A 13898-nucleotide genomic window follows, 5' to 3' on the forward strand; every position below is an offset into this window, starting at 1 on the left:
AATGGGCGGCGTGGACGACAAGAGCCTCACCGAGAACAGCGCCGCCACCAACCGGACGAGCCTGTGGGGTGGCCGGTTCGCCGGCGGCCCCGCCGAGGCGCTGGCCCGGTTGTCGGTGAGCGTGCAGTTCGACTGGCGCCTCGCGCCCTACGACATCGCCGGTTCCCGGGCGCACGCCCGGGTGCTGGCCGGTGCCGGCCTGCTGAACCCGGAGGAGCTGGGCCGGATCCTGGCCGCCCTGGACGATCTGGAGGCCGCCTGCGCCTCCGGGTCGTTCCGTCCCACCGTCGACGACGAGGACGTGCACACCGCGCTGGAGCGCGGGCTGCTGGAGCGGCTGGGCAGCCTCGGCGGCAAGCTGCGCGCCGGCCGGTCCCGGAACGACCAGGTCGCCACGGACCTGCGGCTGTACCTGCGTGACCACGCCCGTGGCGTGGCCGGCCGGGTGGTGGAGCTGGCCGAGGCGCTGGTCGAGCAGGCCGAGCGGCACGTCGACACCGCGGCGCCCGGCATGACCCACCTGCAGCACGCCCAGCCGGTCACCTTCGGGCACTGGCTGCTCGCCCACGTGCAGCCGCTGCTGCGTGACCTGGAGCGGCTGCGGGACTGGGACCACCGGGCGGCGATCAGCCCGCTCGGTGCGGGCGCGCTGGCCGGCTCCGGGCTGCCACTGGACCCGGTGGCCGTGGCCAAGGAGCTGGGCTTCCGCACGTCGTTCGCCAACTCGATGGACGCCGTCGCCGACCGGGACTTCGTCGCCGAGTTCCTCTTCACCACGGCCATGATCGGGGTGCACCTGTCCCGGCTCGGCGAGGAGGTCGTGCTCTGGACGTCGCACGAGTTCGGCTGGGTGGAGCTGGATGACGCGTTCGCCACCGGCTCATCGATCATGCCGCAGAAGAAGAACGCGGACATCGCCGAGCTGGCGCGGGGCAAGTCGGGCAGGCTGGTCGGTGGTCTGATGACGGTCCTCACCATGCTCAAGGGCCTGCCGATGACCTACGACCGGGACATGCAGGAGGACAAGGAGCCGGCCTTCGACGCGGTCGACACCCTGGAGCTGCTGCTGCCGGCCCTCGCCGGGATGATCTCCACGATGACCGTCCGCGTCGACCGGTTGGTGGCCGCCGCCCCGGTCGGTTTCTCGCTGGCGACCGAGGTGGCCGACTGGTTGGTCCGCAGGGGCGTGCCGTTCCGCGACGCGCACGAGATCACCGGCCGGCTGGTGGCGCTCTGCGCGGCCCGGGAGTGCGAGCTGGAAGAGGTCTCCGACGCGGATCTGGCCGCGGTCAGCGAACACCTCGACCCGTCGGTGCGCGACGTGCTCTCGGTCCGTTCGGCCCTCGCGGCCCGGATCACCCCCGGCTCCACCGGCCCCGGCCCGGTGGCCGACCAGCTCGCCGCCGCGGCGGACCAGCTGGTCGGCTGGCGGGAGTGGGCGACGGAGCGGGTCGTACCCCGCTGATCTCGCCGTGGCGCCGGCGCGGCTCGCCGCCGGCGCCGCGGTCGGTTCAGGCCGTCGGGCGCTCCCGCTTCGGGAGTTTCGCCACCACCATGTCGTACGACCCGTCGACCGCCTCGGCGAGCTCCTCCTCGCCGATCCCGCCGTCGAGGCGCAGCGTGTTCCAGCCGGACCGCCCGATGTAGGCCATCACCCGCGCGTCGTCGGGGTGGCGGTGCAACCACTCGTCGGCGATCTCGCGGGTCGGGCCGCACTTCACGCCGACCGTCGGGTTTCCCTCGCCGTTGCCGAGGAAGGCGAAGATCCGGCTGCCGACCTTGACCACCTCGTCGCCCTCCCATGGCCGGTCCAGCCACGCTCCCGGCTTGGCCAGGCAGTACGCCAGCATCTCCGCGCGGTCCATGCGTGCCTCCCGGAATCGTCGTGCGCACAGTCTGCGCGCCCGGCCGGCACGTGGCATGCCGGTCGGCCGGGCGGGCCACCGTGGGTTGGTGTGGCGGTCAGCCGGTCTGCTCGGCGGATCGGGCGGCGACCCGTTCGTAGCGCTGCCGGGCGGCCTGTGCGCTGCCCAGGCCCAGCCCGTACGCGATGGCCTGCCAGGTCAGGCCCCGGTCGCGGGCCAGTGTCAGCAGCCCGGCCTCCAGGGCGTCCAGCTCGGCGCGGACATGTGGCAGCAGGGTCAGCGCGGCGGTCAGGTCGGCGCCGTCGATCGGCTCCTCGGTGGGCTCGCGCTCGGCTCCGCCCGCGGCCAGCGCGGTGACCAGGGCCACCGCCTCCCACGGGTCCAGCACGTACGGGTGTGCCCAGCGGCCCCGCTGGGCGCCGGTGCCGGCGTGCCGTTCGCTGATCCGCCGCAGCGCCTCGTGAGTGCGGTGGGCGCGGGCCCGGGCGGGGTTCGGCGCGGTGAACGGGTCCTCGGTCGTCATGCTCCGATCACAGCTCATCAACGACAGATTGTCAACAGATTGTTGAAAACTGAGTGGGTGCTCGGACCGGGCGCTGGGTACCGTCATGGTCATGGACGTACTCCCTGGTGACCGCGCCGCCGACGCCGAGCTGGCGTCGCTGGCGGAGCTGCTCGCCGGTCCGCTGCTGCCGGCCGCGCGCGGGCTGCTGGGCTGCCGACTGGAGGCCGGCGACGTCACCGTCCGGATCACCGAGGTCGAGGCGTACGCCGGGACGGCCGGTGACCCGGCCTCGCACGCGCACCGGGGGCGCACGCCACGCAACGCGGTGATGTTCGGGCCGGCCGGGCACGCCTACGTCTACTTCACCTACGGGATGCACTGGTGCATGAACGTGGTCACCGGGGTCGAGGGGGAGGCCGCCGCGGTGCTGCTGCGCGCCGGGGAGGTGGTCGACGGCCTGGAGACGGCCCGGGCCCGTCGACCGGCCGTTCGTCGGGATGTGGACCTGGCCCGTGGTCCGGCCCGGCTCTGCGCGACGCTCGGCATCGACCGGGCGGCATACGGCGTCCATCTGCTCGGTGACGGGCCGGTCCGGTTGCGTCCGCCGGTGCGCCCGGTGCCGGCGGAGGCGGTGGTCGCCGGGCCGCGGGTCGGCGTGACGGGTGCGCACGACCTGCCGTGGCGGTTCTGGCTCGACGGCGACCCGACGGTCAGCGCCTACCGGCGACACGTGCCTCGCAGCCGGCGCTGAGGGCGGCCCGGCGAGCCCTGGCAGATCTGTCGCAGGGGTGTGGCCTAATCACCCCACCTGCTCGCCGACGGCTTCGGAGGACGTCATGGCAACGCTGCTCGCGATCGGCACGGCCAAGGGGTTGTTTCTCGCCAGCAGCGCCGACGGCCGGCGCAGCTGGGAGGTCAGCGGCCCGCATTTCCCGATGACCGGCGTCTACGCGGTCGCGGTCGACACGCGTCGGCCCACCCCGCGGCTGCTCGCCGGGGTGACCAGCTCACACTTCGGGCCCAGCGTCGCCACCAGCGACGATCTCGGTGCCTCCTGGGACGAGCCCGACCACGCGCCGGTCGCCTTTCCGGCCGACACCGACACCACGCTGGAGCGTGTCTGGCAGCTGATGCCGGCCGGCCACGACGAGCCGGACGTCGTCTGGGCCGGCGCCCAGCCGTCGGCGCTGTTCCGGTCCACCGACGGCGGCCGCAGCTTCGAGCTGGTCCGGTCGCTCTGGGACCATCCGCACCGCCCGGAGTGGGATGCCGGCTTCGGTGGTCAGGCCGTGCACACGGTGTTGCCCCACCCACGCGACCCGGCTCGGCTGCTGGTCGCCATGTCCACCGGTGGGGTCTACCGCTCGGAGGACGCCGGGGTGAGCTGGGCGCCGGCCAACACGGGCATCCGCGCCTACTTCCTGCCCGACGAGTGGCCGGAGTTCGGCCAGTGCGTGCACAAGGTCGCCCGGGACGGGGTCGACCCCGACCGGCTGTACGCGCAGAACCACCACGGCGTCTACCGCTCCGACGACGACGGCCGCACCTGGTCCTCGATCGCCGACGGGCTGCCCAGCGACTTCGGCTTCACGATGGTGTCCCACCCGGCGCGGCACTCCGGCGGGCTGTCCACTCCGGTCGGCGACGGTGCCGAGGTGCGGGTGCTGCCCTCGGTCGCCGGAGGCTGACCCGGTCCGGGCGGGCGGAGGCGAGGAGTGACCGCCGCCACTGCGGTGCCTGCCGCCGACGGAATAGTTGCGTCGTCAAATAAGTTGTGGGCTGCGTCCGGGTACCACGACGGGACCCGGTTGACACGCGAGGAGCTGGTCATGCAGTTCGGAGTCTTCACCGTCGGCGACGTCACGGTCGACCCGACCACCGGCCGGGAGCCGACCGAGCATGAGCGGATCAAGGCGATGGTCGCGATCGCCCTCAAGGCCGAAGAGGTCGGCCTGGACGTCTTCGCCACCGGCGAGCACCACAACCCGCCGTTCGTGCCCTCGTCGCCGACCACCATGCTCGGCCACATCGCGGCACGTACCGAGCGGCTGCTGCTGTCCACCGCGACCACGCTGATCACCACCAACGACCCGGTGAAGATCGCCGAGGACTTCGCGATGCTCCAGCACCTCGCCGACGGCCGGGTGGACCTGATGATGGGCCGCGGCAACACCGGGCCGGTGTACCCGTGGTTCGGCAAGGACATCCGCGCCGGCATCCCCCTCGCGATCGAGAACTACGACCTGCTGCACCGCCTCTGGCGCGAGGACGTGGTCGACTGGAAGGGTCGCTACCGCACCCCGCTGCAGTCGTTCACCTCGACGCCGCGCCCGCTCGACGGGGTTCCCCCGTTCGTCTGGCACGGCTCGATCCGCAGCCCGGAGATCGCCGAGCAGGCCGCCTACTACGGTGACGGCTTCTTCGCCAACCACATCTTCTGGCCCAAGGAGCACACCCAGCGGATGGTCGGGCTCTACCGGGAGCGGTACGCGCACTACGGCCACGGTTCCGCCGACCAGGCCATCGTCGGCCTCGGCGGGCAGGTGTTCATGCGGCGCAACTCGCAGGACGCGGTCCGGGAGTTCCGGCCCTACTTCGACAACGCCCCGGTCTACGGGCACGGGCCGTCGCTGGAGGAGTTCAGCCGGGAGACCCCGCTGACCGCGGGCAGCCCGCAGCAGGTCATCGACCGTACGTTGGGCTTCCGGGAGTACGTCGGTGACTACCAGCGGCAGCTGTTCCTCATGGACCACGCCGGGCTGCCCCTGAAGACGGTGCTCGAGCAGCTCGACCTGCTCGGCGAGGAGGTCGTGCCGGTGTTGCGCAAGGAGTTCGCGGCGCTGCGCCCGGCGCACGTGCCGGAGGCGCCCACCCACGCCTCGCTGCTCGCCGCGGCGGGCGGCGCCAAGGACAGCACCGTCCACGCCGTCGACGACGTGACGGGCAAGGCGCCGGAGGTGGCCCGATGACACGCCGGACCCTGGCCGTGGTGTCCGCGGGGCTGAGTCAGCCCTCGTCCACGCGGCTGCTCGCCGACCAGCTCGCCGGGGCGACCCGCGACGAGCTGGTCCGGCGCGGCGCCGAGGTCGAGCTGCGCGTGGTCGACGTGCGCGAGCACGCCCACGACGTGGTGAACAACCTGCTCACCGGGTTCCCGCCGGCCGCACTGCGCGAGGCCCTCGACGCGGTGACCGGGGCTGACGGCGTCATCGCCGTCACGCCCATCTTCAACGCGTCCTACAGCGGGCTGTTCAAGTCCTTCTTCGACGTGGTGGAGGCCGAGTCGCTGGTCGACCGGCCGGTGCTGCTCGGCGCCACCGGTGGCACCGCCCGGCACTCGCTCGCCCTGGAGCACGCCGTCCGCCCGATGTTCACCTACCTGCGGGCGGTGGTCGTACCCACCACGGTGTTCGCGGCCCCGGAGGACTGGTCCGGCGGCACCGCCGAGGGCGCACTGCGAGGCCGGATCAGGCGAGCCGCCGGGGAGTTGGCCGACCAGGTCGAGCGTCGGCTGCCGGCCACCGGCCCCGCCGATCCGTTCGCCCTCACCACCGACTTCCTGCAGATGCTCGGCCGCGGTGACGACGTCACCCCTCCCGGTCGTACGGGTGAGCGACCAGGACCGGGCAGTGCGCGTGCTGGATCGCCGCCTGGCTGACCGAGCCGAGCAGCAGCCCGGCGAACCCGTGCCGGCCCCGGGTGCCCACGACCAGCAGCGACGCTCCACCGCTCGCCTCGATGAGCCCCCGGGCCGCGCCGGCCGCCCGCACCGGATGCTCCCGCACCACCAGACCGGGATGGTCGGCCCGGACGGCGGCGGACGCCTCGGCCAGCAGCCGCACCGCCTCGGCCTGGTGCGCGGCCTGCGACTCCTCGACCTCGTCCGGCACCGGCCGGTCCCCGTCGGGTCGGCCGACGTGCACGAGCACCAGTGGCACGTCGCGCAGCGCCGCCTCGTCGGCGCCGTACCCGGCGGCGAGCCGGGACGATTCGGAGCCGTCCACGCCGACGAGCACCGGCTCGTCCACCGGGATCGGTTGCTCGTCGGGGCGGACCACCAGCACCGGGCAGTGCGCGTGCGCGGCCACCTGCGCGCCGACCGAGCCGAGCAGTAGCCCGGCGAACCCGCCGTGCCCTCGGCTGCCGACCACGACGAGGTCGGCGTGGCGGGACTCCTCGACCATGGTGGCGCCCGGGCCGCCGGCGACCTGACGGACCTCGACACGCAGGCCGGGCCAGCGGTCGGCCAGGTCGGTCGCCGTCCGCTCCAACATCTGCTGCGCCTCCTCGGTGGGCGCCGGCACCCCGAGGTCGTACGGGTTGAGCGGCACGCCGTACCCGAGTGGGTGCAGGTAGCCGTGGACCAGGAGCAGCGGTCGGTGTCGGAGCAGAGCGGCGCGGGCCGCGTGCTCGGCGGCGACGAGGCTGGACGGGGATCCGTCCACGCCCACCACGACAGGTCGGTTCATCGGCGCTCCCTGGGTCGGTCAGGTCATTGTCGGTGCACCTGGCGGGCGGTGCCGGTATTTGCCGGTGTCGCGCCCGGTGAAGACGCCGCGTCGTCTTGCACGGAAATACGTATGTGCGTAATATCGACGCATGACGAATGTGGAGGAGCGCCTCGCCGCACTGGAGGCACAGGTCGCCGCGTTGACCGAGCACGCGGCGACGGCACCGCCAGCGGCGGCGACGTCCCACCCGCCCGCCGGCACGTTCTGGGCCCTCGACGGGCTCAAGCAGCGACTCCCGCCCGACGGCGCTGGCGCCGTGCTCTACACCGGCACCGTCCGCGTCGCCGACCAGCACTACGACTGGCAGTACGGGCGCACCGTCGACGACCTGCTCGCCGGCGACTGGACGGAGCTGGCCACCGCCCTGTCCGCGCTGGCCCACCCGGTGCGGCTGCGGCTCCTGCGGGAGGTCCTCGGTGGCCGCCAGACCACCGGTGAGCTGGCCGAGATCGAGGAACTGGGCACCACCGGTCAGCTCCACCACCACCTGCGCCTGATCACGGCCGCCGGCTGGCTGCGCAGCGCCGGCCGAGGCCGGTACGCCGTCCCCGCCGAGCGCGTGGTGCCCCTGCTGGCCATCCTCACCGCCGCCGGCCGCTGACCCCCGCTTCCGCCACCGTCGACGCCGAAACCCCTCACGACGGAAGGACCATCATGCGCAGAACCGCCGCCACCGCCCTCCTCGTCGCGCTCCTCGCCGGCCTCGTCGGGGTCGCGCTGATGCCCCGCGTTCCCCGACTCGGCCCGCAGGTCACCGGCGACCGTGATCTAGCGGCCGCCGCCCGGGCAGCCGTTTCCGACCCGAAGGGACACCGGGGGCTCGCTGTCGCCCTGGTCGAGAACGGCCGGATCCGCACCGCCGGCCTGGGTGACCGGGACGGCACCGGTCGGCCCGTCGAGACCGGCACCCCGTTCGAGATCGGCTCGGTCGCCAAGGTGCTCACCGGCATGCTCCTCGCCGACCAGGCCGCCGCCGGTGTCGTACGCCCCGACGACCACCTCGGCGACACCTGGTCCACGATCACCGGCCCCGCACGCGACGTCACCCTCGCCGAGTTGTCCAGCCACCGCGCCGGTCTGCCCAGGCTGGCCCCCGGCTCGCCGCTCGACTGGGCCCGCATCCTCTGGTCCAACGTCTCCGGCGGCAACCCGTACGGCCAGGACGTCGACCAGGTCCGCGCCGCCGGCGAGCGGGTCGATCCCGGCGACGGGCGCGGCGAGGTCCACTACTCCAACCTCGGTCCGGCCCTGCTCGGCCAGGCGCTCGCCGCGAAGGCCGGCGTCGCGTACCCCGAGCTGCTCCAGACGCGGCTGCTCCGGCCGCTCGGCATGACCGCGACCGTGGTCGCCACCGGGGACGGCGACCTGCCGTCCGGCCGCGCCCACGGCAGTCGGGCCGGTGGGCGCCCGCTCGACCCCTGGCTCGGTGCCGGGTACGCCCCGGCCGGCGTCGGTCCCTGGTCCACCGCCGAGGACCTCGCCCGCCTGCTGGCCGCCACCGTCGCCGGCACCGCGCCCGGCGCCGACGCGGCCACCGCCCGGTTCAGGGAGGACGACGACACCCGCATCGGGTACGGCTGGTTCACCACCCGTCACGGCGACCGCGAGATCGTCTGGCACAACGGCGCGACCAGCGGGTTCCGGTCCTACGTCGGATTCGAGCGGGCCACCGGCAGAGCGGTGGTCGTGCTCGGCAACACCGACCGGGGCGTCGAACCGATCGGCCTGCGGCTGCTCGGCGTGCCGGAGGAGGAGGCCGGCGCGGCGGCACCGGTGGTGCCGGTGTGGATCGGTGCCGGTCTCGCGGTGGCCTTCACCTTCCTCGGCGGCCTCTCCCTGTTCGGCACCGTCCGCCGCAGGGGCCTGGACCGGGTGACCCTGGTGGCGGCGGCGGTGTGGGCGCTCGCCTACCTCGGGCTCGGGCACCGCATGGGGGACTGGTCGGTGGTGCCGGTCTGGTTGTGGCCGGTCGGTGCCGGCCTGTCGGCGGCGGGGGTGGCCCTGGCAGCGACCCGGTGGCGTGCCCTGCCGGCGGTCGACGCGACAGTGCCGTGGCGTCGCGTGCTGTCGGTGGCGAGTTCCCTGGCCGCCGCCACGTTGGCGTTCGTGGCCGTCGCCGCCTGAGCCCACGTCGGCTTCGGGTGGACTGACACACCTGCTGCGTACCCTCACCGAATGACCTTCGACGTGCAGCTGCGCCCGGTCCGCGAGGACGACCTCGTGGAGTTCTTCCTGCACCAGCAGGATCCGGAGGCCAACCGGATGGCCGCGTTCGTCGCCGCCGACCCGTCCGACCACCGCGAGTTCGCGCGGCACTGGGCCCGGGTGCTCACCAACCCGGCGAACCTGGTCCGCACCATCGAGGTCGACGGCGAGGTGGTCGGTTACGTGAGCGCCTTCCCGGTCGGTGACCTCACCGAGGTCAGCTACTGGATCGACCCGGCACGCTGGGGCCGGGGCCACGCCACGGCGGCCCTGGCCGCCCTGCTGCGCGAGCTGCCCCGGCCGGTGCACGCCCGCGCCGCCAAGGACAACGCCGCGTCCCTCGCGGTTCTCCGCAAGTGCGGCTTCGTGGTGGTCGGCGAAGACTCGGGGTACGCCAACGGCCGCGGCGTCGATGTCGAGGAGTGGCTGCTGGAGCTGCCCGCCGACGGCTCTGACCTGGGCGGGCACTAGTCTCGCGGGGTGAATTGGTTGGATCTGGTCGGCTGGGCCGGCTCCGCGGTACTGGTCTGGTCGCTGCTGCAGTCACGCATCCTGCGGCTGCGCGCGCTCAACCTCGTCGGCTGCCTCGTGCTGATCGGCTACAACGCCGCCCTCGAGGTGTGGCCCATGGTCGGGCTCAACATCGTGCTCGCGGTGATCAACGTCTGGTACCTGCGGGGGATGCTCGCCACCCGTCACGACGAGCAGACCTACCAGGTGGTGGAGGTCGGGGTCGACGACCAGTTCCTGGCGCACACGCTGCGGGTGCACGGCCCCGACATCGCCCGGTTCAACCCCGACTTCCACTGGGACCCGGACGCCGCGAACCGCTCCGCCTTCCTCGTGGTCACGGCCGACGAGGTGGTGGGGGTGGTCCTGTCGCACGCCGAGGCGCGCGGGGTCGCCCAGATCGACCTGGACTACGTGACCCCGAAGTTCCGCGACTTCACCCCCGGCGAGTTCGTCTACCGGCGCAGCCGCCTCTTCACCGAACGGGGCTTCCACCGGGTGGTGAGCCCGCCCGGGATGGTCGCCCCCTACTACCACCGGCTCGGGTTCCGCCCGGAGGGCGACTCGTACGTCCTGGATCTGCCGGCGTCACCGGCGACCGAATCGGCGTAGCGTCCCCGGGCAGGATTCGGCCGGCGCCGCACGGGGCACAGACACGCGTACGCCGGGCGGGTCCGCCGAACGGCGGGCACCGCGCGGAGCGGCCGGTGCCACCACGACGAGGGAGCGAACCAGGCGTGCAGAGCTACGGGAGCCAACTGGCCCTGGTCGGAATTCTGGTCGTCATCAACGCGCTCTTCGCCGGCAGTGAGATGGCGTTGGTGTCGTTGCGGGACAGCCAGATCCAGCGGTTGGAGCGCACCAGCCGGGCCGGACGGGTCCTGGCCCGGCTCGCCAAGGACCCGAACCGTTTCCTGGCCACCATCCAGATCGGCATCACCCTGGCCGGTTTCCTGGCCTCCGCCGCCGCGGCGGTCTCGCTGGCCAAGCCCCTGGTGCCGCTGCTCGGGGTGTTCGGCGGCGCCGCCGAGACGGTGGCGATCGTGGTGGTCACCCTCGCGCTCACCTTCGTCACCCTGGTCTTCGGCGAGCTGGCCCCCAAGCGGATCGCCATGCAGGCCGCCGAGCGCTGGGCGCTGCTGGTGGCCCGACCGCTCGACCTGCTCGCCACGTTCACCCGCCCGGCGGTCTGGGCGCTCGGCGCCACCAGTGACCTGGTCGTCCGCCTGGTCGGGCTCAATCCGAAGCACCAGCCGGACGAGATCGGCCCGGACGAGCTGCGCGACATCGTCGCCGGCAACCACGGCTTCACGAAGGAGCAGCGCACCATCATCGCCGGTGCCGTGGAGATCGCCGACCGGCGGTTGCGGGCTGTCCTCGTACCCCGGTTGCGGGTCTTCACGCTCGACAGCGGGACCACCGCGGAGGCCGCGCGCCTGGTGCTGGCCGCCACCGGGCACTCCCGGGCGCCGGTGGTGCGCCACGGCGGCCTGGACGACACGCTCGGCGTGATCCACCTGCGTGACCTGGTGGGGGTGCCCGACGACCGGCCGGTCGACGAGATCGCGCGTCCACCGATGCTGCTGCCGGACTCGCTGCCCGTCGTGGACGCGCTGCGCCAGTTCAAGGCCGAGCGTCAACACATCGCGCTGGTGGTGGACGAGCGGGGCGCCGTCGACGGCATCGTCACGCTGGAGGACATCCTGGAGGAGATCGTCGGGGAGATCTACGACGAGACCGACCGGGACGGGTACTCGGTGCGCCGCGACCCGGACGGCGCGCTGGTGCTGCCCGGCACGTTCCCGGTGCACGACCTGCCGGACATCGGCGTCGAGCTGCCGTCGCGGCCCGACGGTGACTACACGACCGTCGCCGGGCTGGTGCTGGCCCGCCTCGGGCACATCCCCACCGTCGCCGGGGAGGACGTCACCCTGGACGGCTGGGTGCTGATGGTGGCCGGCATCGACCACCGGGCGATCACCGAGGTACGGCTGAGTCGTGTCCCCGAGGGGGCCGAGCCCGACCAGGACGCCGAACCGGTGCTGGACGAGGCGCGCAGCTGACCCTGCCGGGGTGTGGCCCGGTCAGGCGGGGGAGAGGTTCTGCAGCCGGACCTGGCCGCGGGCGACCAGCCGCTGGTCGGCGTCGGTGATCTCCACCTGCCAGAGCTGCTGGCTGCGGCCCCGGTGCACCGGCGTGCCGACCGCGGTCAACTCGCCCTCCCGGACGGCCCGCAGGAAGTCGGTCTGGTTCGACACGCCGACGACCGTTCCCCGGTCGGCGAGCCACAGCGAGCCGCCCACGCTGGCCGCGGTCTCGACCACCGAGCAGTACACCCCGCCGTGCTGGATGCCGAACGGCTGGTGCAACTCGGGTCGGACGCGCCAGGTGATGACCACCCGGTCGGCGGTCGCCTCCTTGAACGTCAGCCCGAGCAGGGCGACGAAGCCACCCGTCACGTCCGGCATCTCCACGGCCAAGCCTCCTCGATCAACAGGGCGCAAGCGTAACCGGGGCGGCTTGCGCCAAACCCGGTACGGGTCGGTGCCGGTGATGGGGGAGAATCGGTGACCGTGACCGACAGTAGCCTCCCGCCGTCCGGGCGGGACTCCCTGACCGACGACCTGCTCTGGCGTGGCCTGATCCAGGACTCGACCGGCCTCGACGAGCTGCGCGAGCTGCTCGACGGAGGGGACCGGGCCACCTTCTACGTGGGCTTCGACCCCACCGCGCCGAGCCTGCACGTCGGGTCCCTCATGCAGGTCACCATGGCCCGCCGGCTGCAACTCGCCGGGCACCGGCCCTTGCTGCTGGTCGGCGGGGCGACCGGGCAGATCGGTGACCCGAAGGCGAGCGCCGAGCGGACCCTCAACCCGCCCGAGGTGATCGCCGGCTGGGTCGCGCGGATCCGCGAACAACTGTCGCCCTTCGTGTCCTACACGGGGGAGAACGCGGCGCGACTGGTGAACAACCTGGACTGGACCGGCGAGATGTCGGTGGTCGAGTTCCTCCGCGACGTGGGTAAGCACTTCCCGGTGAACAAGATGCTCGCCCGGGAGGTGGTGCGGGCCCGGCTCGAGACGGGCATCAGCTTCACCGAGTTCAGCTACCAGCTGTTGCAGGCCAACGACTTCTTCGAGTTGCACCGCCGCGACGGCTGCCAGCTCCAGTTCGGCGGCTCCGACCAGTGGGGCAACATCACCGCGGGTGTCGACTACGTACGGCGGCGCGGCGCCGGGCCGGTGCAGGCGTTCACCACGCCGCTGGTCACCAAGTCCGACGGCACCAAGTTCGGCAAGACCGAGGGCGGCACCGTCTGGCTCGACCCCTCGCTGACCAGCCCGTACGCCTTCTACCAGTTCTGGCTCAACGTCGAGGACCGGGAGGTCGACCGCTACCTGCGGTACTTCAGCTTCCGCTCGCGCGAGGAGCTGGAGGAGCTGGCGAAGGCGACCGCCGAACGGCCGGCGGCCCGGTTGGCGCAGCGGGCGCTCGCCGAGGAGGTGACGAGCCTGGTGCACGGCCCCGAGGAGGCCCGGCAGGCGATCGCCGCCAGTCAGGCGCTGTTCGGCCGGGGCTCGCTGGACGACCTGGCCCCGGAGACGCTGCGCGCGGCGTTGACGGAGGCCGGCCTGGTGCGGCTGGCCGCCGACCTGCCGGACGTCGCGGGCCTGCTGCGGGACGCCGGGCTGGTGCCCAGCCTCAAGGAGGCCCGTCGGGTGATCGCCGAGGGTGGCGCCTACGTGAACAACAACCGGGTGACCGAGGTGGACGCCACCGTGTCACCGGCCGAGCTGCTGCACGGGCGCTACCTGGTGCTGCGTCGCGGAAAGCGCTCGTTCGCGGGCGTTGAGCTGGTGGAATAGCCATCGGTCGACCATGTGACGGGGGACGCGTCCGGTGGATTTGACGATCACTCCACCGGACGCGTAACTTTCTCTCTGCCAGCGCGGAACGGACGAAACAGGCGAAAGCCTGAGAGGCCGGAGCGCGGGAATGGCCGCCAGGCCGGAGGGGTTACACCTTCTGGACTTGGTACCGGGAGGTGCCCCCAGAACCGCCGCGAGGCGGATTTGGCGAGGCGAAGCCGACCGGGTAAGGTTGACGACCGGCAGGGAAACGGGCGAGTTCGCGGGAGACCGCAACGGCCGGCCTGCCAAACCCGTGACGAGAGCGGCGCAAGCCGGTCGAGACATGGCGCCCGCAACACGGGGTGAAGCATGACGAACCGCCAAACAGCGGTTTGACACAGCGGAAACCGGCGGGTAACGTAGTAAAAGTGCCTAGCGCGATATGAGCGCT

The 13898-nt window shown here is 72.9% G+C and carries 15 protein-coding genes; 11 read left to right on the plus strand and 4 right to left on the minus strand.

Annotation, left to right across the window (positions count from 1 at the left end):
* The first annotated feature begins 1 nt into the window (after position 1).
* A complete protein-coding gene (argH, locus tag ACTWLT_RS26340) occupies positions 2–1465 on the plus strand; it encodes an argininosuccinate lyase (protein ID WP_445320660.1) in 1464 nt (487 codons plus the stop codon).
* 46 nt (positions 1466–1511) lie between these two features.
* Here the strand turns inward: argH and ACTWLT_RS26345 are convergent, their stop codons facing one another.
* Together ACTWLT_RS26345 and ACTWLT_RS26350 are read right to left on the minus strand one after the other, a co-directional pair.
* Positions 1512–1865, minus strand: coding sequence for an MmcQ/YjbR family DNA-binding protein (locus tag ACTWLT_RS26345; RefSeq protein WP_252420384.1), 354 nt, complete (start codon positions 1863–1865; stop codon positions 1512–1514).
* Positions 1866–1962: 97 nt separating this feature from the next.
* The gene (locus ACTWLT_RS26350) at positions 1963–2388 is read right to left on the minus strand and encodes a DNA-binding protein (protein WP_445320643.1); all 426 of its coding nucleotides are present in this window, start codon (positions 2386–2388) and stop codon (positions 1963–1965) included.
* 91 nt (positions 2389–2479) lie between these two features.
* Here ACTWLT_RS26350 and ACTWLT_RS26355 point away from each other — a divergent pair, with 91 nt between their 5' ends.
* The 4 genes from ACTWLT_RS26355 (at position 2480) to ACTWLT_RS26370 (ending at position 6028) form a co-directional block, all read left to right on the plus strand.
* Entirely contained in the window at positions 2480–3121 is a 642-nt protein-coding gene (locus ACTWLT_RS26355; protein ID WP_445320644.1) for a DNA-3-methyladenine glycosylase, read from the plus strand.
* Positions 3122–3206: 85 nt separating this feature from the next.
* The gene (locus ACTWLT_RS26360; protein WP_445320645.1) at positions 3207–4058 is read left to right on the plus strand and encodes a WD40/YVTN/BNR-like repeat-containing protein; all 852 of its coding nucleotides are present in this window, start codon (positions 3207–3209) and stop codon (positions 4056–4058) included.
* 141 nt (positions 4059–4199) lie between these two features.
* Entirely contained in the window at positions 4200–5339 is a 1140-nt protein-coding gene (locus ACTWLT_RS26365; protein WP_445320646.1) for an LLM class flavin-dependent oxidoreductase, read from the plus strand.
* Positions 5336–6028 carry an FMN reductase gene (locus ACTWLT_RS26370; RefSeq protein ID WP_445320647.1) on the plus strand — a complete coding sequence of 231 codons (693 nt, stop codon included), beginning with the start codon at positions 5336–5338 and terminating at the stop codon, positions 6026–6028. Before ACTWLT_RS26365 ends, ACTWLT_RS26370 begins: the two co-directional genes overlap by 4 nt.
* Here ACTWLT_RS26370 and ACTWLT_RS26375 read toward each other — a convergent pair.
* The gene (locus ACTWLT_RS26375; RefSeq protein WP_445320648.1) at positions 5958–6839 is read right to left on the minus strand and encodes a universal stress protein; all 882 of its coding nucleotides are present in this window, start codon (positions 6837–6839) and stop codon (positions 5958–5960) included. The genes ACTWLT_RS26370 and ACTWLT_RS26375 overlap by 71 nt on opposite strands.
* A gap of 130 nt (positions 6840–6969) precedes the next feature.
* Here ACTWLT_RS26375 and ACTWLT_RS26380 point away from each other — a divergent pair, with 130 nt between their 5' ends.
* From ACTWLT_RS26380 to ACTWLT_RS26400, 5 genes are all read left to right on the plus strand, one after another.
* On the plus strand, positions 6970–7482 hold the full coding sequence (locus ACTWLT_RS26380; protein ID WP_445320649.1) for an ArsR/SmtB family transcription factor: 513 nt from the start codon (positions 6970–6972) through the stop codon (positions 7480–7482).
* A 53-nt stretch (positions 7483–7535) separates the two neighbouring features.
* On the plus strand, positions 7536–9005 hold the full coding sequence (locus ACTWLT_RS26385) for a serine hydrolase domain-containing protein (RefSeq protein WP_445320650.1): 1470 nt from the start codon (positions 7536–7538) through the stop codon (positions 9003–9005).
* Positions 9006–9056: 51 nt separating this feature from the next.
* Complete coding sequence (locus ACTWLT_RS26390) at positions 9057–9557, plus strand: GNAT family N-acetyltransferase (protein ID WP_445320651.1); 501 nt, start codon at positions 9057–9059, stop codon at positions 9555–9557.
* Positions 9558–9566: 9 nt separating this feature from the next.
* On the plus strand, positions 9567–10208 hold the full coding sequence (locus ACTWLT_RS26395) for a hypothetical protein (RefSeq protein ID WP_445320652.1): 642 nt from the start codon (positions 9567–9569) through the stop codon (positions 10206–10208).
* 125 nt (positions 10209–10333) lie between these two features.
* Positions 10334–11659 (plus strand): hemolysin family protein, encoded by a 1326-nt coding sequence (locus ACTWLT_RS26400; protein WP_445320653.1) that lies wholly within the window; start codon positions 10334–10336, stop codon positions 11657–11659.
* 21 nt (positions 11660–11680) lie between these two features.
* On the opposite strand, the gene ACTWLT_RS26405 is transcribed toward ACTWLT_RS26400, so the two are convergent.
* Positions 11681–12064, minus strand: coding sequence for a PaaI family thioesterase (locus ACTWLT_RS26405; RefSeq protein WP_252420412.1), 384 nt, complete (start codon positions 12062–12064; stop codon positions 11681–11683).
* A gap of 105 nt (positions 12065–12169) precedes the next feature.
* Between ACTWLT_RS26405 and tyrS the strand changes: the two genes are divergently transcribed.
* Positions 12170–13462: a tyrosine--tRNA ligase gene (gene tyrS / locus ACTWLT_RS26410; protein WP_445320654.1), complete on the plus strand. Its 1293-nt coding sequence runs from the start codon at positions 12170–12172 to the stop codon at positions 13460–13462.
* Positions 13463–13898 lie beyond the last annotated feature (436 nt).

This window comes from Micromonospora yongxingensis (assembly GCF_052601155.1).

Excerpts from the sequence above, each read along its gene's own strand:
- ACTWLT_RS26380 (WP_445320649.1), top strand. The coding sequence starts at position 6,970 with ATGACGAATGTGGAGGAGCGCCTCGCCGCACTGGAGGCACAGGTCGCC.
- ACTWLT_RS26345 (WP_252420384.1), bottom strand. The coding sequence starts at position 1,865 with ATGGACCGCGCGGAGATGCTGGCGTACTGCCTGGCCAAGCCGGGAGCG.
- ACTWLT_RS26370 (WP_445320647.1), top strand. The coding sequence starts at position 5,336 with ATGACACGCCGGACCCTGGCCGTGGTGTCCGCGGGGCTGAGTCAGCCC.
- ACTWLT_RS26405 (WP_252420412.1), bottom strand. The coding sequence starts at position 12,064 with ATGCCGGACGTGACGGGTGGCTTCGTCGCCCTGCTCGGGCTGACGTTC.
- ACTWLT_RS26350 (WP_445320643.1), bottom strand. The coding sequence starts at position 2,388 with ATGACGACCGAGGACCCGTTCACCGCGCCGAACCCCGCCCGGGCCCGC.
- ACTWLT_RS26355 (WP_445320644.1), top strand. The coding sequence starts at position 2,480 with ATGGACGTACTCCCTGGTGACCGCGCCGCCGACGCCGAGCTGGCGTCG.
- ACTWLT_RS26385 (WP_445320650.1), top strand. The coding sequence starts at position 7,536 with ATGCGCAGAACCGCCGCCACCGCCCTCCTCGTCGCGCTCCTCGCCGGC.
- argH (WP_445320660.1), top strand. The coding sequence starts at position 2 with ATGGGCGGCGTGGACGACAAGAGCCTCACCGAGAACAGCGCCGCCACC.
- ACTWLT_RS26360 (WP_445320645.1), top strand. The coding sequence starts at position 3,207 with ATGGCAACGCTGCTCGCGATCGGCACGGCCAAGGGGTTGTTTCTCGCC.
- ACTWLT_RS26365 (WP_445320646.1), top strand. The coding sequence starts at position 4,200 with ATGCAGTTCGGAGTCTTCACCGTCGGCGACGTCACGGTCGACCCGACC.
- ACTWLT_RS26375 (WP_445320648.1), bottom strand. The coding sequence starts at position 6,839 with ATGAACCGACCTGTCGTGGTGGGCGTGGACGGATCCCCGTCCAGCCTC.
- ACTWLT_RS26390 (WP_445320651.1), top strand. The coding sequence starts at position 9,057 with ATGACCTTCGACGTGCAGCTGCGCCCGGTCCGCGAGGACGACCTCGTG.